24 protein-coding genes are annotated in these 22601 nt (G+C 59.3%); 16 read left to right on the forward strand and 8 right to left on the reverse strand.

Annotated elements, in window-relative coordinates; translation table 11 throughout:
- The first annotated feature begins 7 nt into the window (after nucleotides 1-7).
- Nucleotides 8-1090, forward strand: coding sequence for a mannose-6-phosphate isomerase, class I (manA, locus tag ACUY2T_RS08700; protein ID WP_448308304.1), 1083 nt, complete (start codon nucleotides 8-10; stop codon nucleotides 1088-1090).
- On the opposite strand, the gene ACUY2T_RS08705 is transcribed toward manA, so the two are convergent.
- Nucleotides 1068-1877 (reverse strand): hypothetical protein, encoded by an 810-nt coding sequence (locus ACUY2T_RS08705; RefSeq protein WP_448308305.1) that lies wholly within the window; start codon nucleotides 1875-1877, stop codon nucleotides 1068-1070. The genes manA and ACUY2T_RS08705 overlap by 23 nt on opposite strands.
- A gap of 153 nt (nucleotides 1878-2030) precedes the next feature.
- On the opposite strand from ACUY2T_RS08705, the gene ACUY2T_RS08710 reads away from it, so the two are divergent.
- From ACUY2T_RS08710 to secA, 9 genes are all read left to right on the forward strand, one after another.
- Nucleotides 2031-2435: a DUF4259 domain-containing protein gene (locus ACUY2T_RS08710; RefSeq protein WP_448308326.1), complete on the forward strand. Its 405-nt coding sequence runs from the start codon at nucleotides 2031-2033 to the stop codon at nucleotides 2433-2435.
- 93 nt (nucleotides 2436-2528) lie between these two features.
- A complete protein-coding gene (ahcY, locus tag ACUY2T_RS08715; protein ID WP_448308306.1) occupies nucleotides 2529-3968 on the forward strand; it encodes an adenosylhomocysteinase in 1440 nt (479 codons plus the stop codon).
- 2 nt (nucleotides 3969-3970) lie between these two features.
- Nucleotides 3971-4621: a dTMP kinase gene (locus tag ACUY2T_RS08720; RefSeq protein ID WP_293790787.1), complete on the forward strand. Its 651-nt coding sequence runs from the start codon at nucleotides 3971-3973 to the stop codon at nucleotides 4619-4621.
- 5 nt (nucleotides 4622-4626) lie between these two features.
- Nucleotides 4627-5304, forward strand: a complete 678-nt coding sequence (gene mtrA, locus ACUY2T_RS08725) for an MtrAB system response regulator MtrA (RefSeq protein ID WP_293790788.1) — start codon at nucleotides 4627-4629, stop codon at nucleotides 5302-5304.
- 9 nt (nucleotides 5305-5313) lie between these two features.
- Nucleotides 5314-7092: an MtrAB system histidine kinase MtrB gene (gene mtrB / locus ACUY2T_RS08730; RefSeq protein ID WP_448308307.1), complete on the forward strand. Its 1779-nt coding sequence runs from the start codon at nucleotides 5314-5316 to the stop codon at nucleotides 7090-7092.
- Nucleotides 7085-8809, forward strand: a complete 1725-nt coding sequence (gene lpqB / locus ACUY2T_RS08735) for an MtrAB system accessory lipoprotein LpqB (RefSeq protein WP_448308308.1) — start codon at nucleotides 7085-7087, stop codon at nucleotides 8807-8809. Before mtrB ends, lpqB begins: the two co-directional genes overlap by 8 nt.
- A 109-nt stretch (nucleotides 8810-8918) precedes the next feature.
- On the forward strand, nucleotides 8919-9521 hold the full coding sequence (locus ACUY2T_RS08740) for a ComF family protein (protein ID WP_448308309.1): 603 nt from the start codon (nucleotides 8919-8921) through the stop codon (nucleotides 9519-9521).
- A gap of 161 nt (nucleotides 9522-9682) precedes the next feature.
- Entirely contained in the window at nucleotides 9683-10369 is a 687-nt protein-coding gene (gene hpf / locus ACUY2T_RS08745) for a ribosome hibernation-promoting factor, HPF/YfiA family (protein ID WP_293790791.1), read from the forward strand.
- Between the two features lie 183 nt (nucleotides 10370-10552).
- Entirely contained in the window at nucleotides 10553-13156 is a 2604-nt protein-coding gene (secA, locus tag ACUY2T_RS08750) for a preprotein translocase subunit SecA (RefSeq protein ID WP_448308310.1), read from the forward strand.
- 2 nt (nucleotides 13157-13158) lie between these two features.
- On the opposite strand, the gene ACUY2T_RS08755 is transcribed toward secA, so the two are convergent.
- Nucleotides 13159-13659, reverse strand: a complete 501-nt coding sequence (locus tag ACUY2T_RS08755; protein ID WP_293790793.1) for an Rv3235 family protein — start codon at nucleotides 13657-13659, stop codon at nucleotides 13159-13161.
- A 125-nt stretch (nucleotides 13660-13784) separates the two neighbouring features.
- Between ACUY2T_RS08755 and ACUY2T_RS08760 the strand changes: the two genes are divergently transcribed.
- A complete protein-coding gene (locus tag ACUY2T_RS08760; protein WP_293790794.1) occupies nucleotides 13785-14195 on the forward strand; it encodes an HAD family hydrolase in 411 nt (136 codons plus the stop codon).
- 3 nt (nucleotides 14196-14198) lie between these two features.
- The gene (locus tag ACUY2T_RS08765) at nucleotides 14199-14705 is read left to right on the forward strand and encodes a DUF6912 family protein (protein WP_448308311.1); all 507 of its coding nucleotides are present in this window, start codon (nucleotides 14199-14201) and stop codon (nucleotides 14703-14705) included.
- Nucleotides 14706-14712: 7 nt separating this feature from the next.
- Here ACUY2T_RS08765 and rsgA read toward each other — a convergent pair whose 3' ends face one another.
- Nucleotides 14713-15720: a ribosome small subunit-dependent GTPase A gene (gene rsgA, locus ACUY2T_RS08770; RefSeq protein ID WP_448308312.1), complete on the reverse strand. Its 1008-nt coding sequence runs from the start codon at nucleotides 15718-15720 to the stop codon at nucleotides 14713-14715.
- Complete coding sequence (gene aroA, locus ACUY2T_RS08775) at nucleotides 15721-17010, reverse strand: 3-phosphoshikimate 1-carboxyvinyltransferase (RefSeq protein ID WP_448308313.1); 1290 nt, start codon at nucleotides 17008-17010, stop codon at nucleotides 15721-15723. It abuts the gene before it with no gap.
- A 72-nt stretch (nucleotides 17011-17082) separates the two neighbouring features.
- Between aroA and ACUY2T_RS08780 the strand changes: the two genes are divergently transcribed.
- The 4 genes from ACUY2T_RS08780 to ACUY2T_RS08795 all read left to right on the forward strand — a co-directional run bounded on the left by ACUY2T_RS08780 (nucleotide 17083) and on the right by ACUY2T_RS08795 (nucleotide 19076).
- Nucleotides 17083-17715: an SOS response-associated peptidase gene (locus tag ACUY2T_RS08780; protein ID WP_448308314.1), complete on the forward strand. Its 633-nt coding sequence runs from the start codon at nucleotides 17083-17085 to the stop codon at nucleotides 17713-17715.
- 33 nt (nucleotides 17716-17748) lie between these two features.
- A complete protein-coding gene (locus ACUY2T_RS08785) occupies nucleotides 17749-18363 on the forward strand; it encodes a sigma-70 family RNA polymerase sigma factor (RefSeq protein WP_293790799.1) in 615 nt (204 codons plus the stop codon).
- 5 nt (nucleotides 18364-18368) lie between these two features.
- Nucleotides 18369-18632 (forward strand): mycothiol system anti-sigma-R factor, encoded by a 264-nt coding sequence (gene rsrA / locus ACUY2T_RS08790; protein WP_293790800.1) that lies wholly within the window; start codon nucleotides 18369-18371, stop codon nucleotides 18630-18632.
- Between the two features lie 72 nt (nucleotides 18633-18704).
- A complete protein-coding gene (locus ACUY2T_RS08795) occupies nucleotides 18705-19076 on the forward strand; it encodes a PH domain-containing protein (RefSeq protein WP_293790801.1) in 372 nt (123 codons plus the stop codon).
- A gap of 97 nt (nucleotides 19077-19173) precedes the next feature.
- Here the strand turns inward: ACUY2T_RS08795 and ACUY2T_RS08800 are convergent, their stop codons facing one another.
- From ACUY2T_RS08800 to ACUY2T_RS08815, 4 genes are all read right to left on the reverse strand, one after another.
- The gene (locus tag ACUY2T_RS08800; protein ID WP_011274008.1) at nucleotides 19174-19248 is read right to left on the reverse strand and encodes a 50S ribosomal protein bL37; all 75 of its coding nucleotides are present in this window, start codon (nucleotides 19246-19248) and stop codon (nucleotides 19174-19176) included.
- 83 nt (nucleotides 19249-19331) lie between these two features.
- A complete protein-coding gene (locus ACUY2T_RS08805) occupies nucleotides 19332-19598 on the reverse strand; it encodes a WhiB family transcriptional regulator (protein WP_448308315.1) in 267 nt (88 codons plus the stop codon).
- A gap of 365 nt (nucleotides 19599-19963) precedes the next feature.
- Nucleotides 19964-21271 carry an Rv3212 family protein gene (locus ACUY2T_RS08810; RefSeq protein ID WP_448308316.1) on the reverse strand — a complete coding sequence of 436 codons (1308 nt, stop codon included), beginning with the start codon at nucleotides 21269-21271 and terminating at the stop codon, nucleotides 19964-19966.
- Entirely contained in the window at nucleotides 21268-22596 is a 1329-nt protein-coding gene (locus ACUY2T_RS08815) for a DEAD/DEAH box helicase (RefSeq protein ID WP_434815592.1), read from the reverse strand. Before ACUY2T_RS08815 ends, ACUY2T_RS08810 begins: the two co-directional genes overlap by 4 nt.
- Nucleotides 22597-22601 lie beyond the last annotated feature (5 nt).

Below are 22601 nucleotides of genomic sequence, written 5' to 3' on the forward strand. Positions count from 1 at the left end.
AAAGCTGATGCAGCGTATCGAAGGTGCTGTTCAGAACTATGCCTGGGGGTCACATGAATCCCTCGCCAAGCTGCAGGGGCGTGCTACACCGACCTCAGAGCCGGAGGCCGAGCTGTGGTTCGGAGCTCACCCGGGAGCACCGGGCCCACTCTTGGACCTCATTGAGGCCGATCCGGAAGGCCAGTTGGGCGCCGGGCATAAGCACCTGCCCTTTTTGCTCAAACTTCTGGCTGCAGAGCGTGCACTGAGCATCCAGGTACACCCCACGAAAGCTCAAGCCGAAGCCGGTTTTGCGGCGGAGGACGCCGCCGGAATTCCCCGGAATGCCTTCGAACGCAACTACAAGGATGACAATCACAAGCCTGAGCTTCTGGTAGCGCTGGGCGAGTTTGAGGCTATGGCGGGCTTTCGGCCAGTTGCACGCACCCGTGAACTGCTGGACTGGCTGGCATTGCCGGAGCTTGATTTCCTGCGTGACGACCTGCACGCTGCGGTCGAGCGCGCACTGCACCTTCCGGACGAGGAAGTATCGGCGGTTCTTGACGCCCTCACGCGGCGCTGCCGAGAGCTGGTAACTACCGCTGACGGCTGGATGGGTGACGTGGCGGATCTGGTTCTGCGATTGGAGGAGCAGTACCCCGCGGATCGTGGTGTGCTGTTCGCGCTGCTGCTGAACCGAGTGGAGTTACAGGCGGGGGAGGCCTTGTACCTCGATGCCGGACAGCTGCATGCCTATGTGCGCGGAACAGGGGTGGAGATCATGGCAAACTCCGACAACGTGCTGCGCTGCGGGCTCACGCCAAAGCATATCGATATCAATGAGTTGATGAAGGTGGTGCGCTGGGAGGAACTCTCCGACCCGCGACTGCGTGCCGACGAAACCGGCGTGTACCACACCCCGGCGAAGGAGTTTAGCTTGCGCCGGTTGGCGGGCGAGGGGGCTGTTGAAGGCCCGGCGATCGTGCTGGCGGTCGGTGGAGACGTGGACTGCGAAGGAGCACATGTCGACAGTGGCTCCGCCGTTTGGGTGCCTTTTGGCGAGTCGGCCAGCGTACGCGGCCAGGCTTTTATCGCTCGGCCTGGGGTGTAGTAGCCGGGCCCAGCGTGGTATCGGTGGGCCTGTCAGACTCACCGCTGGGCTTGGGGGCGGGAGCAGTTTGGGGCTTGTTGTCCCCGGCGATTTCGGTGGGCTCGGTAGCCTTGGACGGAGACGGGGTGAAGTCTGGCGGCACGGTGGCGTTTGCGTCGGTACCCTTTTCCGTTTCGATAGGCTTACTCGGCCCGTCGGAACCACCAGGTAGCGCAGGTTTAGTCGGTAGCGTCGGGATCGTCGGAAGGACAGGGCCAGCATTCTGCTCTGGCTTGGGAGCCTGAGTCTGCGGCTGTGCCTGAGTCTGCGGCTGTGCCGGCTGCTGACTCGGTTGCGCTTGTTGCTGGGGCTGGACAGCATCGCGTGAGTTCAGGCCTTCCGCGATGATCGTCTTTGAAGGCTGGGAGTTATACGAACGGTAGCCATCCCAGGAGTTGGGGGGCAAGTAGGGATCTTGCCCTAATGGCGCCACGTTGTTGAACTCTCCCATTTCGCTACCATTCGGGCTATTGGTGGAGTAGGCCGGGGGCGCCTGCTGCTCGGGTTCGTCGGTACCACCATTGCCAGGGACAACGTCATGCTTTTGCGAAGCCGCGCCGGTGCTGATGGCGATCGTAGATTCGTCCGCATTGTTTCGCTTCGGAGCCGTCGCTTCGGAGCCTGCTTGCCACGTCCAAACCCCGATGACACCTGCGAGTACCAAACCGATAATCGCGATCCCGCTAATTACCCGAGGCACGGAGGAGTGCTCTTCGGTGGAGTGCTGTTCGGTTTCTTCTGCTGCCACCTGGCTCACCTCCCTGTTTTGATCTGTGCCCCTCGAAGGTCACAATTTGATTAAGCGCAAAACGAGCCTATCAGGAATCGCGATCCTTGACCAGAGTTGTCGCCCGTGTAAACGCGCTACAGTCGGTAATTGAGCGATAGAAAGGCCGGCACGATGAGCAACTGGGACGAATTCATTTTCTCGCAGGAAGACAATGTGGACTTCCTGGACGAACTGGCAGAGCTGGAGGACCCCGAGGTAGTTGGAGCCCTGGTGGACGCCGTAAATTTGGCGCTGCGGGATGGACAGCCGGACTCCGTGGACTATTCCATCGGGCTGTGCGCCGCCACTGTGGCCGCCATTTGGGGCGGTGCTCCCTTCAGTACAGCCAGCGTGGCAGATGAACACCCTTATATTCGCGCCCATATCGGCGAGTGCCCGGCGAACTTGCAGGAGGTGTCCCTGCAGCTGCTCGATGGGGAGATGGAGCGGCGCGCGGCCAGTGCCAACGACGGCGATGACACCGAAGATGGCGACGAAGCCGACGGCCTGGAGACCTTCGTCGAGGCACTCAGTTAGACATTTCGAGGCATCTCAAACGCCGTTCAATGCCCGTCTAATACACTGTCCATAGAAAATAGACCTGTCATCATTTGAGGAGTCACCCCACCCATGGAGTTTAAAGTCAAGGATCTCTCGCTGGCAGAGGCCGGCCGCCACCAGATCCGCCTGGCGGAATACGAGATGCCCGGGCTCATGCAGCTGCGTCGCGACTACGCCGACGAACAGCCCCTGAAGGGCGCCCGTATCGCTGGCTCCATTCACATGACCGTGCAGACAGCTGTGCTGATCGAAACTCTGGTGGCCCTCGGCGCTGAGGTTCGTTGGGCCTCCTGCAATATCTTTTCCACCCAGGACGAAGCCGCGGCTGCCATTGTCGTTGGTGAGGGAACCCCGGACGCACCCGCCGGCGTGCCAGTGTTCGCTTGGAAGGGCGAGACCCTGGACGAGTACTGGTGGTGCCTGAAGCAGATCTTCACCTGGGGAGAAGGCGTAGAAGCCAACATGATCCTGGACGACGGTGGCGATGCGACCATGGCTGTCATCAAGGGCATGGAATTTGAAAACGCAGGCCTCGTTCCGGATGCCGAGGATCATGACTCCGATGAGTACAAGGCCTTCCTCGGGATGCTGCGTGAAGCCTTGGCGGAGGACGATAAGTTCTGGAACCGGGCGTCACAAAGCATCAAGGGTGTCACCGAAGAAACAACGACGGGCGTGCACCGTCTCTACCACTTCGCCGAGCAAGGCATGCTGCCATTCCCGGCGATGAACGTCAACGATGCCGTGACGAAGTCCAAGTTCGACAACCGCTACGGCACCCGCCACTCGCTGATCGATGGCATCAACCGCGCTACCGACATGCTGATCGGCGGCAAGTCCGTCCTGCTGTGCGGCTACGGTGACGTAGGTAAGGGCTGTGCCGAAGCACTAGCGGGCCAGGGTGCGATCGTTAAGGTCACCGAGGTCGATCCGATCAACGCCCTGCAGGCGCTCATGGACGGCTTCGAGGTAGTGCAGGTAGAGGACTTTATTGGTGACGCCGACATTGTCATCACCGCGACGGGGAACCTCGGGATTATCACGTTTGAGCACATGCAGATGATGAAGAACCACGCGGTGCTGGGCAACATCGGCCACTTCGATAACGAGATCGACATGGCCAGCCTGCTGCACCGCGAGGACGTTAGCCGCGTGAACATTAAGCCGCAGGTTGACGAGTTCACCTTCCCCGGCGCCGACGGCGAGCCGGTATCCATCGTGGTGTTGAGTGAAGGTCGCCTGCTGAACCTGGGTAATGCTACCGGCCACCCATCGTTCGTGATGTCCAACTCCTTTGCCGATCAGACGATTGCACAGATCGAATTGTTTACGAAGTCGGATCAGTATGGCAACGACGTTTATCGCCTGCCGAAGATCTTGGACGAGATGGTCGCCCGCATTCACGTTGAGGCGCTCGGCGGTAAGCTGACGACGTTGACCAAGGAGCAGGCGGAGTACATCGGAGTGGATGTCGCCGGGCCGTTCAAGCCAGAGCACTACCGATACTAAAAATGATCGTTAGCTTTGAAGGAGTCGACGGCGCGGGGAAAAATACCCTGGTCACTGCCGTTGAAAAAGAGTTGGTAGCGCGCGAGGTGCCAGTGGCACGCATCGCATTTCCGCGCTATGAGGAATCGAATCCGGCGATGCTGGCGCGCGAGGCGCTGCATGAGAAGCTGGGCGATCTGATTGACTCAGTGCATGGCATGGCCACGCTTTTCGCACTAGATCGCAGCGAGATCGCAGCGGACCTAGCGGACTTCGATGAGGATGGTTACGTCATTCTGATCGACCGCTACACCGCGTCGAACGTGGCCTACTCAACCGCCCGGTTGGGCAGCAATGTGGCTGAGGTTGGCGACTGGGTGACGCAGCTAGAACAGGAGACCCTGGGGATTCCAGCACCGCATTTGCAGATCCTTGTGGACGTGGAGGCTGAGGTTGCCGGGCAGCGCGCCGAAGCGCGGGAAGCCGTGGACGAGACTCGGGCGCGCGATGCCTATGAGCGCGATAGCAGTTTGCAGGAGCGAACCGTCCAGGCTTATCGAGCGTTGGCGGAGCAGCAGTGGCTGAGCCCATGGGTGACGGTCGATAGCACCGGGGATGACTACGAAGGTCGCGCGGTGAAGGTCGCGGATCTATTGGAAGAAATGAGAGGATGACAACCGTGGACACGAAAATTCTGGTGGTTGATGACGACCCGGCTATTGCTGAAATGCTCACCATCGTCCTGCAGGGCGAGGGGTTCCGCACCATCGTCGTGGGTGACGGCGTGGAGGCCGTAAAGGCCGCCGAGGAGCACAACCCGGATCTCATTCTGCTCGACGTGATGCTGCCTGGCATGAATGGCATCGACGTGTGCAAGGCCATTCGAGAGAGTTCCACGGTACCGATCGTGATGCTGACCGCACGTACCGACACCGTGGACGTGGTCTTGGGGCTGGAATCCGGTGCCGACGACTACGTGCACAAGCCCTTCAAACCGAAGGAACTGGTCGCACGTGTGCGGGCTCGCCTGCGCCGCACCCCGGAAGAAACACAGGTCGATTCCATCGAAGTTGCCGACCTGACGATCGACGTGCCCGGCCACCAGGTCATCCGGGACGGCCAGGAGATCGCACTGACCCCCATAGAGTTTGATCTGCTCGTGACGCTTGCTTCCCGTCCACGCCAGGTGTTCTCCCGCGAAGAGCTTCTGGAGCAGGTGTGGGGCTACCGCAAATCCAGCGATACCCGCCTGGTAAATGTGCATGTCCAGCGCTTGCGCGCAAAGGTGGAGAAGGATCCGGATGATCCGAAGATCATCCAGACCGTTCGCGGAATCGGATACAAGACGGGCGAATAAGTTTTCCACGTGGATCAGGAGCAACAAGAAAACGCCCCCGTCCGGCGGGGTAAAAAGCTGCAGGACGCCACACAGGCTAACCCCCGCCCGTCGCGCTGGCGATCCCCAAATGGCAAGAAATTCCCTTTAAGGAAACGGGAAAAGACCCTTGCCGCGGGTTCGACGTTTTGGTCTGTGCTGCGGGATTTCTTCCGACGGCCGAAGGATACCTGGGTGCGGGCGATCAATTCGCTGAGTCTGCGATGGCGCCAGTCCATTCAGCTGCGCGTTATCGGCAGCGTGCTGGCCTCCAGCACCTTTGCATTCCTGCTAATGGGATTTCTGCTGACGGGTTTCCTTAGCCAGCAACTGCTGGCTACCAAATTCTCCGAAGGCGTCGACAGCATGGATCGAGCGCGTGCTGCAGTGGAGGAGCAGATAGCCTCCACGGACTCCTCTAATCCCGTCTCAGTGAGGCTGACATCTGCCAGAGCCGTGCTCTCGAATCGCTCAACGGGAATGGATCAATCGAGCGCTCCGGTCTATGACTCGGTGCTTATTGCTTCTGACGCCAGCGATTCCGAAACCCGTATTCCCGCGAACATTGACATTCCCGAGAATCTACGCGAGTTTGTGCGTCAGGGGCAGGTCTCGTACCAATACGCCCGCGTCAACGGAGAAAACGGTAGTTACAAAGCACTCATCATCGGCAGTCCCGTCTACTCCGACATTCCCGGGTTAGAGCTCTACTTGCTGGTGCCTTTGACTTCGGAGGAAGTCACGCTGAACCTGATGCGCGGCCTTTTAATGGCCGGCGGAATCGTCCTCATTATCTTGCTCATGGTGATCAGCTGGGTGTTCTCACAACAGATCATTGGGCCGGTGCGCGCCGCGTCCAAAATCGCTGAGAAGCTGGCTGCTGGGCACCTCCACGAGCGCATGGTCGTCGATGGCCAGGATGAGGTGGCCAAGCTTGCATACAGCTTCAATGACATGGCAGAGAAGCTGTCCACCCAGATTCGCAACCTGGAGGAGTTCGGTTCCCTGCAGCGCCAGTTCACCTCGGACGTCTCCCACGAACTACGTACTCCGCTGACAACGGTTCGCATGGCCGCGGACATGATCGAGGACAATGCGGATGAACTTGACCCCCTGACCGCTCGCGCAGCGCACTTGATGACCAAGGAGCTAGATCGCTTCGAGACTCTACTCGGTGACTTGCTGGAGATCTCTCGTCACGACGCGGGCGTGGCGAACCTATCGGCTGAAAAAGTCGACGTGCGCGGTGTCGTGCGCTCCGCTTTGCAGCAGGTGCGCGCCATTGCCGAAGACATCGGCACGGAGTTTATCGTGGATCTTCCGGAGGAACCGGTGGTTGTTGCCGTCGATTCGCGACGGGTGGAGAGGATCCTTCGCAACCTGCTTGCCAATGCTGTCGATCACTCCGAAGGCAATCCAGTTGAGGTGAAGATGGCGGTAGGTGCGGATGCTTTGGCTGTCACTGTCACCGACCACGGTGTGGGACTTAAGCCCGGCGAAGAAGAGATGGTGTTCAACCGTTTTTGGCGCTCCGATCCCTCCCGAGAGCGCCGTACCGGCGGCACTGGCCTGGGACTCGCCATTGCTAAGGAGGACGCAAACCTCCACGGTGGTCGCCTCGAAGCAGCCGGTGAACCTGGCGTGGGAGCCTGCTTCCGGTTGACCCTCCCGCTACAACAAGGGCGCACCGTGCACTCCTCGCCATTACCGATGGCGGTGGAGAATAAGGGCGTCACTACCGAGGAACAGGAAGGTAGCCACGATGAGTAACAAGAGCACAAAGGTACTGGCCGCAGTGGCTGGGCTGGGTCTGCTGGCCGCGTGCTCTACGCTTCCGGACAGCACCAAACCCGAAGCGATCTCTAGCTATGCGCCGGCTCCTAGTGGACAGGAGGCTCCGACGCCTTCTGATGGGCAGCCGTCTGATCTACTTCTGCGTGATTTCTTTACCGCCAGTGCCCACCCGCTACGGGAGCATCAAGCGGCGAAGAAGTTCCTTACCAGTGGTATGCAGGGACGATGGCAATCCGATGCGCCAACCATGGTGCTCGACCGCATCGATATTGCCTCTGAGGGGCAAGGAAGTGACACGAAGATCACCTATCGTGTGCGCGGCAACGTCGTCGGAACCCTTGGCGTGGGTGGTGTGTTCGATCCGCAGTTCACGGCTTTTGAAACCACCTATGAAATGCAGAACATCGATGGGCAATGGCGTATCAGTAATCTGCCGAACGTGGTGGTGCTAGATCGCCAAGATTTTGTGAGCACCTACCGTGCGCGCAATATCTACTTCCCGGATCGCAATGGCAGGGCACTAGTGCCGGATCGCCGTTGGATCTACACCGGTCAGCAGTCCACCGCAGCCTCTCTGGTGTCTTTGCTGGTCGCAGGGCCCCAGGAACGATTAAAAAAGGCCGTGAGGAATCTTCTTCCCGATGGCGCCACCGCCCAGGTGTCTAACGACCGGGAGGGCGACCCTTCCGTTAGCTTTACCGGTCTGCAAGGTCTGTCCGCCGATGGACGACGATTGCTTGCTGCGCAGGTTGTATGGACTTTAGCGGGCTCGGAAGTGCGTGGGCCTTATGAGCTCACTGCCGATGGCACCCCAATGAGCGATGACATGCAGGGGAAATGGTTGGTTCAGGACCTGTCGCAGTACGACCCGAATGTGCGAGTTCAAGTGCCATTGCGGGCAGTTTCTGGCGGAGATATTTATCAACCGGATGGCACGCGGGCGAAGAAGCTCGATGGGTGGCTAACCCAGCGCTATATCGAATCAGCATCGCTGAGTTCCCGCGATGAGGTCTATGCCGCAGTGACCGGGCGGGGCGATGAGCCACGTCAGCTGATGATTGGAGCCAAGGAGGACCAGCCGGTGAGCTCCGTGAAAGCGGATTCTCTGACCAGGCCAAGCTGGGGACTCGATGCGACCTCGGTATACGTCGTCGCCGACGGTGAGAAGATCATTGAGGTTACACGCAATCCCGAGACCGGAAACGTGGGAGAGCAGAAGGTCGATGGATCCACGCTGAGGATGATCCACGGGGACAAAAAACGCATTAGCGTATTCCGTGTTTCTCATGACGGCACGCGAGCTGTGATGGTGGTCAATGGGCGCGTGTATGTTGCGGTGCTGGAGACGACAGACGAGGGCACGAAGCGACTCGGAGCCCCAGTGGAGATCGGTAACGCAGTAGGCGATACGGCGGTAAGCGCCGAGTGGGCGGAAGATGGATCCGTGCTGGTCGGCACACGTGCTAACGACGCCCCAGTGTGGGATATCGAGGTGGACGGATCCTATTCGCAGCAAATTACGGGTCGGAACCTATCCGCACCGGTGGTGTCGGTGGCAACGGATGGCAACAAGATCTACGTCACCGATGCCAATGCGTTGATGCAGTTCGACGTGACTTCAGAGGAGTCGAGGTTCTGGCGTGAAGTTCCCACGATGCAGGGAAAGCGGGCAACACCTTTGTTGGCCGACTAGGCTCTTGCCTGTGGGGATATTGGGGGATTTAAACGCGCTTGCCGGATTGGTGTGGCGCGCGGATTGTGTGTGCTGTGGTCGGATGCAGGCGCTCCCGGCAGGTGTGGCCGTGGGAGAACAGCTGTGCGAGGAGTGCGGGTTACAGCTGATGCACCCGTGGCAGCGCTGGCAGCCACGGGTAGCTGCCGTACCGGTTTTTGTTTCTGGCACGTATGGCGGTGCGCGACGCATGCTGATCCTGAGCGCAAAGGAACGACTGCGCCCGGCGGCTATTGATGTAGCTGGTCGTCTGTTGGCCGCCGGGATTTTGCACGTCAGCGGCTTAGGCTTGGTACCGGATCCGAGGTGGGGGCGGGTCAGGCTGGTGCCCGCTCCAACTCGCAGGTCGGCAGCGCGACACCGCGGAGGGGACATTGTCACGAGGTTCTGCCAAGCAGCCGCTGAACTATATCCCAGGGTGGAGGTTTGTCCGGTGGCATGGCTCGATGAATCGAGCGTGGACTCAGTGGGGTTGGACCGCCACCAGCGGCGAGAAAACGTTGCACGAAATATTCTTTTCGACCCCGTGGCGGTGGGGAGGCTACGCGGGGCAGACGAGGTAGTGATTGTGGATGATGTGTGCACCACTGGCGCTACAACTGCCCAATTCGCATTTGCACTGTCGGCGCACGGGGTCCATCCCCGGTTGGCTTTGGTGCTGGCAGGTGCTTAAAACACATTGGTAACGGAGACAAGTAGCAGAACTAGTATCAATCAGGGGGTTATGTGCGAATGTCGTCTTGTCGATCGGTAGAATAATAGGTGGAACGATCACCGTTGGAAGGTGGGTAATCCGGCCTGATTCTGGCGGTGAATGACCTTGGAGGTTGAGCAATGTCGACCGGCAAAAACTCGTCCAACTTTGGCAACGAGGAACTGTCTGCACCAGAGGCAGGCGTGGAAATCACCGGCCGCAATGTCGAGGTGCCAGAGCACTTCGCAGAGCGAGTCAAGGGCAAGCTGGCAAAGATTGAACGCCTGGATCCTACCCTCACCTTTTTCCACGTAGAGCTGCAGCACGAGCCTAACCCGCGCCGTGGTGACCAGCAGGATCGTCTGCAAATCACCGCAACCGGCAAGGGGCACATCGCTCGCGCGGAGGCCAAGGAAGATTCCTTCTACGCTGCTCTCGAGGTCGCAATCGGACGCATGGAACGCTCCTTGCGCAAGGTGAAGGCTCGCCGCAAGATCGCCCGCTCCGGACACCGCACCCCTATGTCTGTGGGCGAAGCTACTGCCAACCTGGTTGAGGAAGCCCAGCCAAAGGCTGAGACGAAGCCGGAAGAGGTTGGACCTTACGACGTTGATCCTTACGAGGACCAGTTCAAGCCCGGTCAGGTTGTGCGCAAGAAGGTTCACAAGGCCGCCCCGATCAGCGTTGACCAGGCGCTAAGCGAGATGGAACTCGTTGGCCACGACTTCTTCCTATTCATCAACGAAGAAAACGGCCAGCCGTCCGTGGTTTACCGTCGCCACGCTTTCGATTACGGCCTGATCACTCTGGAAGAGAAAGAAGCCTAAGTAGCTTAAAAAGCTTTCCAACTTCCTCCCAACCGACCTTCCGCCCTTCAACCGCGGAAGGTTGGTTTTCTTGGTTTTGTTGTGGGGTGTAGTTGCCCGTGACCTTGGGGGTGGGGGTAGGATTGTCCGAAGCCGACAAGTTAGCTAACAAGTTTTAAAAACCGAGAAAAGGACAGCATCAGCGTGCTAGGACTTTCGAAAATTCTCCGAATGGGCGAAGGCCGTGCGGTCAAGCGTCTCGCGAAGATCGCCGACCAAGTGATGGACCTCGAAGAGGAATACTCCGCGCTCAGCGACGAGGAACTGCAGGCCAAGACCGAAGAGTTCAAAAAGCGAGTCCAAGACGACGGCGAGAGCTTGGATGACATCCTGCTCGAAGCTTTTGCCACCGCGCGTGAGGCATCCTGGCGCGTGCTGGGGCAGAAGCATTACAAGGTGCAGGTCATGGGCGGCGCCGGACTGCACTTTGGCTATGTCTCCGAGATGAAGACCGGTGAGGGTAAGACCCTGACCTGTGTTCTTCCCGCATATCTCAACGCACTGTCCGGTAAGGGCGTCCACGTCGTTACCGTTAACGACTACCTGGCTAAGCGTGACTCGGAGTGGATGGGTCGCGTGCACCGCTTCCTGGGCCTAACTACCGACGTGATCCTCAGCGGCAAGAACCCAGCTGAACGCCGCGAGGCTTATAACGCGGACATCACTTATGGCACGAACAACGAGTTCGGTTTCGACTACCTGCGCGATAACATGGCGCACTCCCTGAACGACTTGGTGCAGCGCGGCCACAACTACGCGATTGTCGATGAGGTTGACTCCATCCTTATCGACGAGGCACGTACCCCGCTGATCATCTCCGGTCCCGTAGAGGGTTCCAGCAAGTGGTTCACCGCCTTCGCAGCTATTGCCCCGAAGCTGACCCGCGACATCCACTACGAAATTGACGAGCGGAAGAAGACCGTGGGCGTCAAGGAAGAAGGCGTGGAGTTCGTCGAGGATCAGCTGGGCATCGAGAACCTCTACGCACCTGAGCACTCGCAGCTTGTTAGCTACCTGAACAACTCCATCAAGGCCAAGGAGCTGTTCACCCGCGATAAGGATTACATCGTCCGCAACGGCGAGGTCGTCATCGTCGACGAGTTCACGGGCCGCATCCTGGATGGACGCCGTTACAACGAGGGCATCCACCAGGCGATTGAGGCGAAGGAACACGTCGAGATCAAGAACGAGAACCAGACGCTGGCCACCGTCACGCTGCAGAACTACTTCCGTCTGTACGACAAGCTGGCGGGTATGACGGGTACGGCAGAGACCGAGGCCGCCGAGCTGAAGTCCACCTACAAGCTGGATGTTGCTCCGATCCCGACGAACAAGGAAAATCAGCGCAAGGATCACGTCGACCTGATCTACAAGACTCAGGAAGCGAAGTTCGAGGCCGTGGCTGAGGACATCGCCGAGCGCGTGGAGGCCGGCCAGCCTGTGCTGGTGGGTACCACCTCCGTCGAACGTTCCGAGTACCTGTCCAAGCTGCTGCAGCGCCGTGGAATCAAGCACAACGTGCTCAACGCGAAGTACCACGAGCAGGAGGCCGAGATCGTCGCCCAGGCAGGACGTCTGGGCGCCGTCACTGTGGCTACGAACATGGCCGGCCGTGGTACCGACATCGTGCTGGGCGGTAACCCGGATATCCTTGCCGACATTAACCTGCGCGAGCGTGGCCTGGATCCCGTCGAAAGCCCGGAGGCTTACGAGGAAGCCTGGGACGACGAGATTGAAAAGGTACGCGCCGAGTCCAAGGAAGAGGCGGAAAAGGTCCGCGAGGTTGGTGGCCTGTACGTGCTGGGCACGGAGCGTCACGAGTCCCGCCGTATCGATAACCAGCTGCGCGGTCGTTCGGCACGTCAGGGTGACCCGGGCGAAACCCGTTTCTACCTGTCCATGCGTGACGACCTGATGGTGCGCTTCGTTGGCCAGACAATGGAAACCCTGATGACTCGTCTGAATATCCCGGATGACGAGGCCATCGACTCGAAGATGGTCACCAACGCCATCAAGGGTGCACAGTCGCAGGTGGAGTCCGCCAACTTCGAGATGCGCAAGAACGTGCTCAAATATGACGAAGTCATGAACGAGCAGCGCAAGGTGATCTACAGTGAGCGCCGCCAGATCCTCGAGGGCGAGGATGTGGAATCCCAGATCCGCAGCATGCTGAAGGACACCGTCGAGGCATACGTGGATGGTGCAACCGCTGAGGGCTATGTCGAAGACTGGGACCTGGATACCCTGTGGAACGCCCTGGATTCCCTCTACGGCCCGACCTTCACCCACGAGTCCCTCGTCGAGGGAGACGAGTACGGTCGCTCGGGCGAGCTGAGCTCTTCCCAGCTGTTGGACGCCCTACTCGAGGATGCAAACCACGAGTACGACGAGCTGGAAGAGAATGTCACCGAAATCGCCGGCGAAGAGCAGATGCGTGGCATGGAGCGCGCAGCCTTGCTGAACGTCGTGGATCAGAAGTGGCGCGAGCACCTCTACGAGATGGATTACCTCAAGGAGGGCATTGGCCTGCGCGCGATGGCACAGCGCGATCCTCTGGTGGAATACCAGCGCGAGGGTGGCGACATGTTTAACCGTATGAAGGACGGCATTAAGGAAGAAACCGTTCGCCAAATGTTCCTAGTTCGCAACCAGCTGAAGCAGGCCAACACCGTGCATGTCGAGGATCCGGCAGCGGGTAACGAGGGCGTGGCCGTGGATCGCGCCACCCAGACCACCATGGGCGGCTAGTTTCAGATCAGGCTGAGGCTATCGATAGCCCAGACTTTCTTCCCGCGCCGTGCGGAGCTACGCAGTTGATGTAGCCCCGCGCGGCGCTTTTGCGTGTGTTGCGACATGGCACCCGCCAGCGCTCGCACCCTGTCCCCCATCTGTACCGACGCACAAAAGCGCACGCAGTCGCCTGCGCTCGGTTGTATGTGCAGGCTTATTATCGACGCCCCCTGTTCCGCGCGCCCGATTGTCGGGGTCGGTCGCACGGTTCGGCGGACACGCAATTGCTCTAGCACTCGCTCGCTAAAGGGCGCGCGACGCAGGTGCTCGATGGGGCGGCGGCCTTCCAATGCCTCCAGCCACAACTTGACGATCTGCGCAATGCGTTGGGGTGGAGGCGTGTGGGCGTCAAGAAAAGAATCGGTAGCTTCGGCCGTTGTTGGCTGTACAGCAATAGCCGGGGTGGGCGGGCGTAGAAATACGAACTTTGACAGTGGACGTGTAGAAGCAGATGTGGTCACGAAGAATTCCCCCTAGAAAATGTATTGCTGGCGCGTTCCCCCGAAGGCGCCATACGGCCATAACTATAGCGAAGTGTGCGCCCCTGAGGGGCGGCGGGAGCAGAAAAGATGGCAGAATGTAGGGCATGCGTGGACTAGTAGTTGATTATTGCGGAGTATTGGACGGCGCCGAGGAAGATCGTCGCCGGTGGAGGAAGCTACTCGCAGCGGCGCGGGCGGAGGGCATCGCTACGGCGATCTTGTCCAATGATCCAGGTGGGGCTGGAGCCGCGCCGATTCGAACTTGGCTAGAGGGCGGCTACGTGGATGCCGTGATCCTGTCCGGTGAAGTGGGGGCGGAGAAGCCTTCCGAGGAGATTTTCCGCATTACCGCTGAGCGTCTGGAACTGCCGAAGGAGGATCTGGTGCTGGTGGATGACAATATTCTGAACATCCGCGGTGCCGTCGGTGCCGGCCTGATCGGTATTTACTACCAGCAGTTCGACCGTGCGGTCGTGGAGATCACGGGTGTATTCGAGCTCGAGGGGGAGTTCTAAACCATGTTGGTGTACATTCCCGCGACTTTTGACATGCTGGGCACCCTCGCGGAACAGGGCGAGCACCCTGTGCGCTCTGGGGTGGGCTTTGCCCTGACCCCCGCGGTGCGGGAGTTCTACACCGGCGGTGACGAAGAGGAACTGGCATACACCGCTTTCCTCGACGCCGCCCGTGCTTCTCTGCGCCTGTTGAGCGCAGGTGGGGAGGAACGCTTCCCACACCGCCGCGTGGTGATTAGCGCAGAATTCGACGACTCGGCGGTGACGCTGGCGCCAGAAGATGGCGAGTCAGTGGTGCGGCTGGATCCAGCTGTCGTTCAGGTAAAGCAGTTGCTGGCGATCCATGTTGATGACGCCGACGCGGAAGCTGCCACAGCCAAGGCAATTGAGTGCATCGACGCGGCTGACCTGGGGGATGAGGACGCAGAGTTCGCGTTGGGGGATTGTGAAGACAACCTGATGAGCTGGTACGACGGCAAAGAGCTGCCGTTCTTGGTGGACCTGATGTAGCTTGCGGCTACATCTCCCACTCGTTATTACTGCGCAACGCCTCTAGCAGGCGCCGGATTGCGGTGACGCGCCGAGCGGATGGGCCGGTAAGAGAATCCAGTGCGCACTCTGGGTCCGCAGGTGGTCCCATATGAGTGCAGCCGCGGGGGCAGTCATCGATCACCTCGCGTAGATCCTCGAAGACTTCTACGACGGTGTCCGGATCGACATGTGCCAAACCAAGGCTGCGGATACCGGGAGTATCAATGATCCAACCGCCCTGCGGGAGCTGGAGGGCGACCGATTGGGTGGAAGTATGGCGCCCCTTTCCCACGCCACTTACCTCGCCGGTGGCGCGTTCTGCGTCGGGAATAAGGCGGTTGACCAGGGTGGATTTTCCAACACCTGAGTGGCCGACAAGGGCGCTGACGTTGCCCGTGATGTGCTTTGCGAGCGCATCCAGAGAGTCGTCTACACCGGTGGTGAGCACCTCGACGTCAAGGTCGCGGAACTCGGCAGCGAAGGCGTTGGGATCGGCGAGGTCGGACTTGGTGAGGCACACCAACGGAGTCAGCCCGCCGACAAAGGCGGCGATAAGTGCCCGCTCCACAAAGCCAGTACGCGGAGGTGGGTCGGCGACGGCGCTGACGATAAGGAGATAGTCCGCATTGGCGACGACGATGCGCTCATAGGAATCCGTATCGTCTGCCGTTCGACGCAGGACGGACGTGCGGTCTTCAAGACGCACGATGCGCGCCAGTGTGTCCTTTTTGCCAGAAGTGTCGCCGACCACCCCGACGTGGTCGCCGACAACGACATTGGTGCGTCCCATCTCGCGGGCCCGCATGCACGTGACTAGGGTGCCGTCCTCGTCTAACACCACGCCCCAGCGGCCACGGTCTTTGGAGACGACCATGCCACGCTTCGCGTTTTTGTGGCTGGGGCGATCCTTGGTGCGCGGGCGGGAGCCTTTGCCTGGGCGGACACGTACATCGGACTCATCCCAGTGGCGGGCGCTGCTGTGACTCCGCGCCATTTAGCGTTCCTGCCCCAGGAGCTGCGCCCAGCGGCGACGGAATCCGGGAAGGGTCTTGGCGGTTGTGTCTACGTCCGAGACTTCGATGCCCTCGACGCGCAGACCGAGAATAGCTCCCGCAGTGGCCATCCGGTGGTCGGCATAAGATTCCCACCGGCCTCCTTCCAAAGCCGCCGGATGGATGATGAGACCATCGGCGGTCTGCTCCACATTTCCGCCCAGGGTGTTGATATTGTCCGCCAGTGCCTGTAGCCGGTCCGTTTCATGGCCGCGCAGGTGTGCGATGCCATAAAGGTGGCTGCGGGTTTCCGCGAGGGCAGCGAGGGCTGCGACGGTGGGGGTGAGCTCGCCGATATCGTGCATGTCCCAGGTGATGCCGTTGATGCGGCCAGTACCAGCGACTACAAGCTCGTCATTGTGGACATCCAATTCTGCTTCCGCGCCCATGTCCAACAGAATCTGGCGGAATTGGTCACCCGGTTGATTGGTGGTTGCGGGCCAATTCTGGATGCGAACAGTGCCCCCGGTCAGTACGCCGGCGGCCATAAAAGGGGTGGCGTTTGATAGGTCGGGTTCTACCGTCCAACGGCGCCCCTGAATCGGACCCGGATGTACCGTCCAGCGGTTGAAGGACGTCTCCACGGTCACGCCCGCCTCACGCAGCATCTGGACCGTCATTTCTACGTGCGGCTGGCTGGGCAGGGAATTGCCCTCGTGGATAACGGTAACGCCCTCGGTGAAACGCGCGCCGGCCAGCAGTAAGCCACTGACAAATTGGGAGGACTGCGAGGCATCGATCGTGATCTCTCCGCCCTTGACCTCACCGGTGCCCTCGACAAAGAAGGGAAGTCCCTCCGGATTGCACTCTGTGCTGGTATTCACCGTGGCGCCGAGGGCGCGCAGGGAGCTGAGAGTGGTGGACATCGGGCGGCGGCGGGCTTCCACGTCTCCGTCGAAGGCGACTGTGCCAGTGGCCAGAGCGGCGATTGGGGGGACGAAACGCATGACAGTGCCAGCCAGGCCGCAGTCCACCTGTCCGCCGTGGAGCTCCTCGGCAGGTGTGACGTGCATCTGGTCGTTCTTTACCAAGATCTGGGTGCCCATGGATCGCAGTGCTGCCATCATCAGCTCCGTGTCCCGGCTGATGAGCCCACCGGTGATGGTGGATGGCTCATCTGCCAGCGCGGCGAGGATGAGCGCACGATTTGTGATCGACTTCGACCCCGGGATGGCCACGGTGGCCTGTACCGGCTCGGTGGCGACGGGGGCGGGCCAGAGTTCTTTAGACATACCAGCAGACATATTCGTATTGTCTCACTTTTTCCCAGGAAAAGAAGTGCGGGGTAGGCATAATGGGCAGGTATGTGTGGCCGATATGTTCTTTTTAGCTCCCTCGAACAGCTTGCGGATAATCTGCGCAGTCGGCTGGGTACATCCCGCATCCTGCGCGCTGGGGAGGGAGAGTGGCCGGCCAACTTTAACGTGGCCCCAACAATCGAGGTGCCGATCGTACGGGAGTTTAAAAACGAGGCTGCAATCGGACCCGCGCGGTGGGGATATCCTCCTAAGACGGTGTTCAATGCCAGGGGAGAAACGGCATTCTCCAAGCCATTGTTTGCAGGATCGGTGCCCTGTGCGTTCCCCATGGACGGTTGGTACGAGTGGACGGTCGAAGCAGATGGCAAGAAGCAGCCCTGGTTCAGTACTGCTGCAGACAATCATCCGATGTATGCGGCAGGGCTATGCAAGGCAGTGGAGGGACAGCTGTACGGCACGATTATTACCGTCGCAGCTCTCCCGGAACTCGAATGGCTACACAGCCGCATGCCCCGGATCCTGGTCGGCGATGAGCTCGGTGCATGGTTGAAAGGCGAGAGGACGGACATGGTGGCGTCACCAAATAAAGAAACAGTTGTCGACAGCCGCAAGGCCGATAGGAAGGTCGGTTCCGTGGCCAATAACTATCCGGAACTGGTGGGAATGAGTGAGGGATAGAATTGCGTTGGAAGAAAGGTGAGAGGTGAGCGAATGAAACGCAGTAACGACAGCGCTGATGAGCTGCTGCACAGGTTCGAGGCCGAAGCATTGCCTCTGCTGGATCAACTGTATGGAGCGGCACTGCGGATGACACGTAACCCAGCTGATGCGCAGGATCTTGTGCAGGACGCGTATATGAAGGCCTATCAGGCTTTTGGCTCCTTTAAGGAAGGCACCAACCTGAAAGCGTGGATGTATCGAATCCTGACGAATACGTACATCAACAACTACCGCAAGGCACAGCGCAGACCTACGGAATCCAGCGCCGAGGATATGACCGATTGGCAGCTGGCGGAGACGGCAAAGCACGACTCCGTGGGATTGGAATCTGCTGAGGTTGAGGCGCTGAAGAACATTCCGGACAAGCGCATTCAGGATGCGTTAATGAGCTTGGGTGACGACTACCGCATGGTCGTGTATTACGCGGACGTGGAAGGCCTGGCCTATAAGGAAATCGCGGAGATCATGGATACTCCCATAGGAACCGTGATGTCCAGGTTGCACCGCGGGCGTAAGCAGCTGCGCAGCAAGCTTAAAGACGTGGCGGCAGAGCACGGGATTGTGACTGGCGAGGCTCAGAAGAAACTCACGGAAGCGAAGGGATAGGGCATATGTTCGGAGAGAATTCGCGAAAGACCGATTGCGACGACCTGCTGGATGCGCTCTATGAGGTTGCCGATGGTGACGCCGACTGGGAGAGCCGTGAGCGGTTGCGTGCTCATGCGGATGCGTGCCCGGAATGCCTGCGGCAGCTGGGTATTGAGCAACAGGTTCGTGATCTGCTGCGCAGTTGTTGTAGCCAGCCGGCACCGGTGGAGTTGCGCGCGCGGATTTGTACGCAGCTGCGGGTGATTAGCTACCGCGTGGAGGAGTAGATCCAAGTATCGTTGCTTTCTACCGGTTAGTTTTTGGAAGACAATCCAAGTTAAAGGTAGAAGGAGAGAAAGATGGAAGCTGCTCAGATCGCGGAATGGACATTTATCGAAGAAGTCGCGATCCCACAGGACGTAATGGCACTACTAGTGCCCGGCGAACAGGCGGTTGTGGCGTTCAAGACTTTTAGGGATAGCGCGGTTTTTACGACCAAGCGTTTGATCATGCGTGACGCACAGGGGCTGCGCGGTAAGAAGGTTGAGGTCTACTCTTTGCCCTATTCGTCAATTAATATGTGGTCCACCGAGAATGCTGGAACGCTGGACTTCAATGCTGAGATTGAACTATGGACGCGTGCCGGGAAGATCAAGGTGAAGATCGGGCGAGATCTGGATGTTCGCCGTTTAGACTCGTTGATTGCGCACAGTGTTCTGGGAGCACTATAGCTTTTGGTAGCGCAGTAGCGTTGGTCGAGGAGTAGGAAAAGCAAAAGGCCGGTGGGCAAACCGTGTAATACGGTACCCACCGGCCTTTGATTACGGCTTAGCTGTTTGGACGCTTACCGTGGTTAGCCTTCTTCTTGCGACGATCCTTGCGCTTGCGGCCACGCTTGCTCATTGTGCAGCTCCTTGGTGTTTACAGGGGATTGTTTCCAACCACTTCAGCTTAGCGGGGGTGCGAAGCTGGGCAAAATGTCGGTCTTAAACGGTGATGCGCTTGCGGGTGCGGGTGCGTCCGCGGTTGGTGCGGCGCTTCAGGGCGCGACGCTCATCCTCGGCCATGCCGCCCCATACACCGGCATCCTGTCCGGACTCGATGGCCCAATTCAGGCACTGGGAAGCGACGGGGCAGCGGTTGCAGACCAGCTTGGCCTTGGCGATCTGTGCCAGGGCAGGGCCGGAGTTTCCTACGGGGAAGAACAGTTCGGGGTCTTCTTCACGGCAAACGGCGTTGTGGCGCCAATCCATTGTTGTGTTTCCCTTCTATTTTTTCGGGCAACAAATGCCCGGGTGCGTCGTCTTGGTTGCTTGCGTTGTGGGTGGGTGCACTTAAGCCGGAGATCGAAGTTGGGCTCGACGAATTAACCTAGAGAATCTCTAGGTTAATTCAGGCAAAAGTGTTTGTGGCGAAGTGGCGTGCAGGCCCGTGTGTGAAGTGGCCGCGGCGGCTTCTCGCCAGACGATTAAGACCTTGTTGGCTTACTGTTAACCTCTTGGTCTTTTCTCGGTTACTTGGAGAATTTTGGCACGTTTTTGACAGCTTGGCTAGAGTTTAGATTCAAAATGTGAGAAACATCACAAGAAAACGATTTGCTGTAGCGGAAGTGAAGCGATTATTCGGTTGCGCCATCTTCGGCGGAGCCTAGTGCCACCACAGTCTCGCCACGCTTTTCAACCAACACATCGCCCGTCTGCTTCAGCGTCACCATGCCCTCGTAGCCCTTACGGTCTACAGGGATCGTCCGCAAAACCTTGCCATTATCCCAATCGACCACGTCAATTCCCTTGTACGTCGGCACTAACAGCCGCCCACCGAGAGGAACCGCAGGACCTATGGCTCCCTCAACCGTGAACTTTGGTTCCAGTGTCGACGGTCCGAAGGTAACCACCCGTGCGCCGTCGAACCAGCTCATCAAGTGCGCCGAGTCTGCCGTCTGGGGGCTGAAGAGTTCTCCGTTGCGTTGCTGCGGATTCAGCAGGGGAGCAGGGTCTGCCGGGTACTGCTGAAAGTTACCTTCCTTGTCGAGCACCTGGAAGCGCGAACCCTCGTTGTCTTTTCCGTCTTTCGCACGCTTGCCATTACCCGGTACGTAAATCGCCGCTCGATCTATGCCAATGGCCACTAGCTCACTGCCTGCTGGAACCTCGTACTCGTGATATTTCTCCGGCGCGTCCGAGTCCTCCGGCTTTGTCTTCAACAGCCGAATCAGCTTCTTCTCATCGTCCGGGCAGGTCTGTGCGGTAGCCAAGAGTTCCTTGCGGGTCAGCGCGGAGGTAAAACTGCACTCTACGTATTTCTGCCTGCCAGGCTTTACTTCGGTCAGCTTCTCACCGACCTCCACGAGTCGCACGAGATCGGTACGTAGGAGCTCTGTGCGAGCGGGAGCCAACATCCCGATTGCATCGCGGCTCTGGAAAAGACTCACATTATTGGCGGCCAGCATGTCGCGGGTGTGCCGGTATTTGCCGGTGCTGCTGTCTAGGGACACAACCTGCCCACAGCCCTTCGGCCCTTGCAAGAACAGGTTCGTCTTCTGCCAGTTCGCCGCCACTCCGCACAGGTCCTCTGGTGCGCTGTAGTGCCACACCTCCGAGCCGTCCTGCCCGCGCACCATCTTTGCATTGTTGCCGTCAGTCAGTACCACGCCGCCCTGATCCACCACGAGGTCGGTGGAATCGGTTTCTGCGGACCATAATTCCTTCAGCCGCTGAGGGGCCTTTGGAGTTTTGGCATTCTTGCCGGCGTCGAGTGTTCGATCGTCAGCGGTGATTGGATCGCTGGCAACTTGGTGGTCCACCTTGCGCGCATCGGATCCCAGCCACGTGACGCCACCGAGAGCTAAAACGCTGCAGGCAAGCGCTGCGGCAATGACGTGATCGCTGCGGCGCGCACGTTCGGGGAAGGGTAGACGACGGCTCATCGACGAGGCCTCCTACTGGACTTCTTTACCTTCAATGCCGCACCTTTCACTCCACGTGCCGGCCCAATCCGGTCGCTGATGCTCTCTGGCAGGCCAAACTCTGCCAGAAACTCTTTACTTGACGAGAACCACTGGGGTGGATCCGACAAACCCAGCCCCAGCGCTTCGTTGATCGCGTTCCACCGTGTGACTTCATCCCAGCCGATGAGGCTGACGGCAGTGCCCGTATTGCCGGCTCGACCAGTGCGGCCAATGCGGTGTACGTATGTGCGTTCGTCGTCGGGCACCTGATAATTGATGACGTGCGTGACATCCTCGATGTCGATGCCGCGTGCGGCGACGTCGGTAGCGACCATAACGTCGGTTTCGTTGCGGCGGAACTCGCTTAGTGATTCTTCCCGGTCTTTTTGTCGCATGTCACCGTGCACCGCGCCCACGCGAAAGCCCAGCTCGGCCAGCTCTTGCGCCACATTCGCGGCCTGCCGCTTCGTACGTGCGAAAACGATGCTGCGCCCCCGTCCCGGTGACTGCAGGATTCTAGCTAGTGCGGAGAGTCGATCCAGTTTGTGGGACTGAAAAACTACCTGCTTCGTCGTTTCGTGGGTGGCCTCCGTCGCCGCGCTATCAGCCTGAATGAGTATGGGGTGGTGCATTAGCGTCCTGGTCAGTGCAGCAATCGGCCCCGGCATGGTGGCAGAAAACAGCATCGTCTGCCGCTTCGGACTGGTCTGCGTGATGATGTCGCGCACATCATCCAGGAACCCCTGATCCAGCATTTCGTCGGCCTCGTCCAACACCACGATTTCAACTGTCTCCAGTTGCAAGTGCCCTTGCCGGGAAAGATCCAACAATCTGCCCGGCGTGCCCACAATGACGTCCGCTCCACTGGTCAGCGCGGCGGTTTGCTTCTCGAAGCCCACGCCGCCATACACCGCCTGTACCTGCAGAGCACGGGTCTTGCTCTTTCTTGGTGACGCCCCTTCGGCCCCCACCGGCACCCGTAGATTCTTGGCAGCTGCAGTGAGATCGTCGGTGACTTGCAGGCACAACTCTCGAGTAGGCACCACGATCAAGGCGCGTGGGGTGCCGTCGGGGGCGGTGACGGCGGCGTCATCAAAAACCCGATCGAGAACAGGAATGCCAAAACCTAACGTTTTACCCATGCCCGTGCGCGCCTGTCCGATGACGTCCGAACCTTTGAGGGCGATCGGGAGGGTGTATTCCTGGATTGCGAAGGCATGGGTGATACCGGTCTCTGCCAGGGCTTCCGTGATTTCCGCGGCTACTCCGAGGGCGTTAAAAGAGGGGCGGGAGCCGGTATTCATGGGGC

This window comes from Corynebacterium sp. 22-2729 (assembly GCF_053479475.1).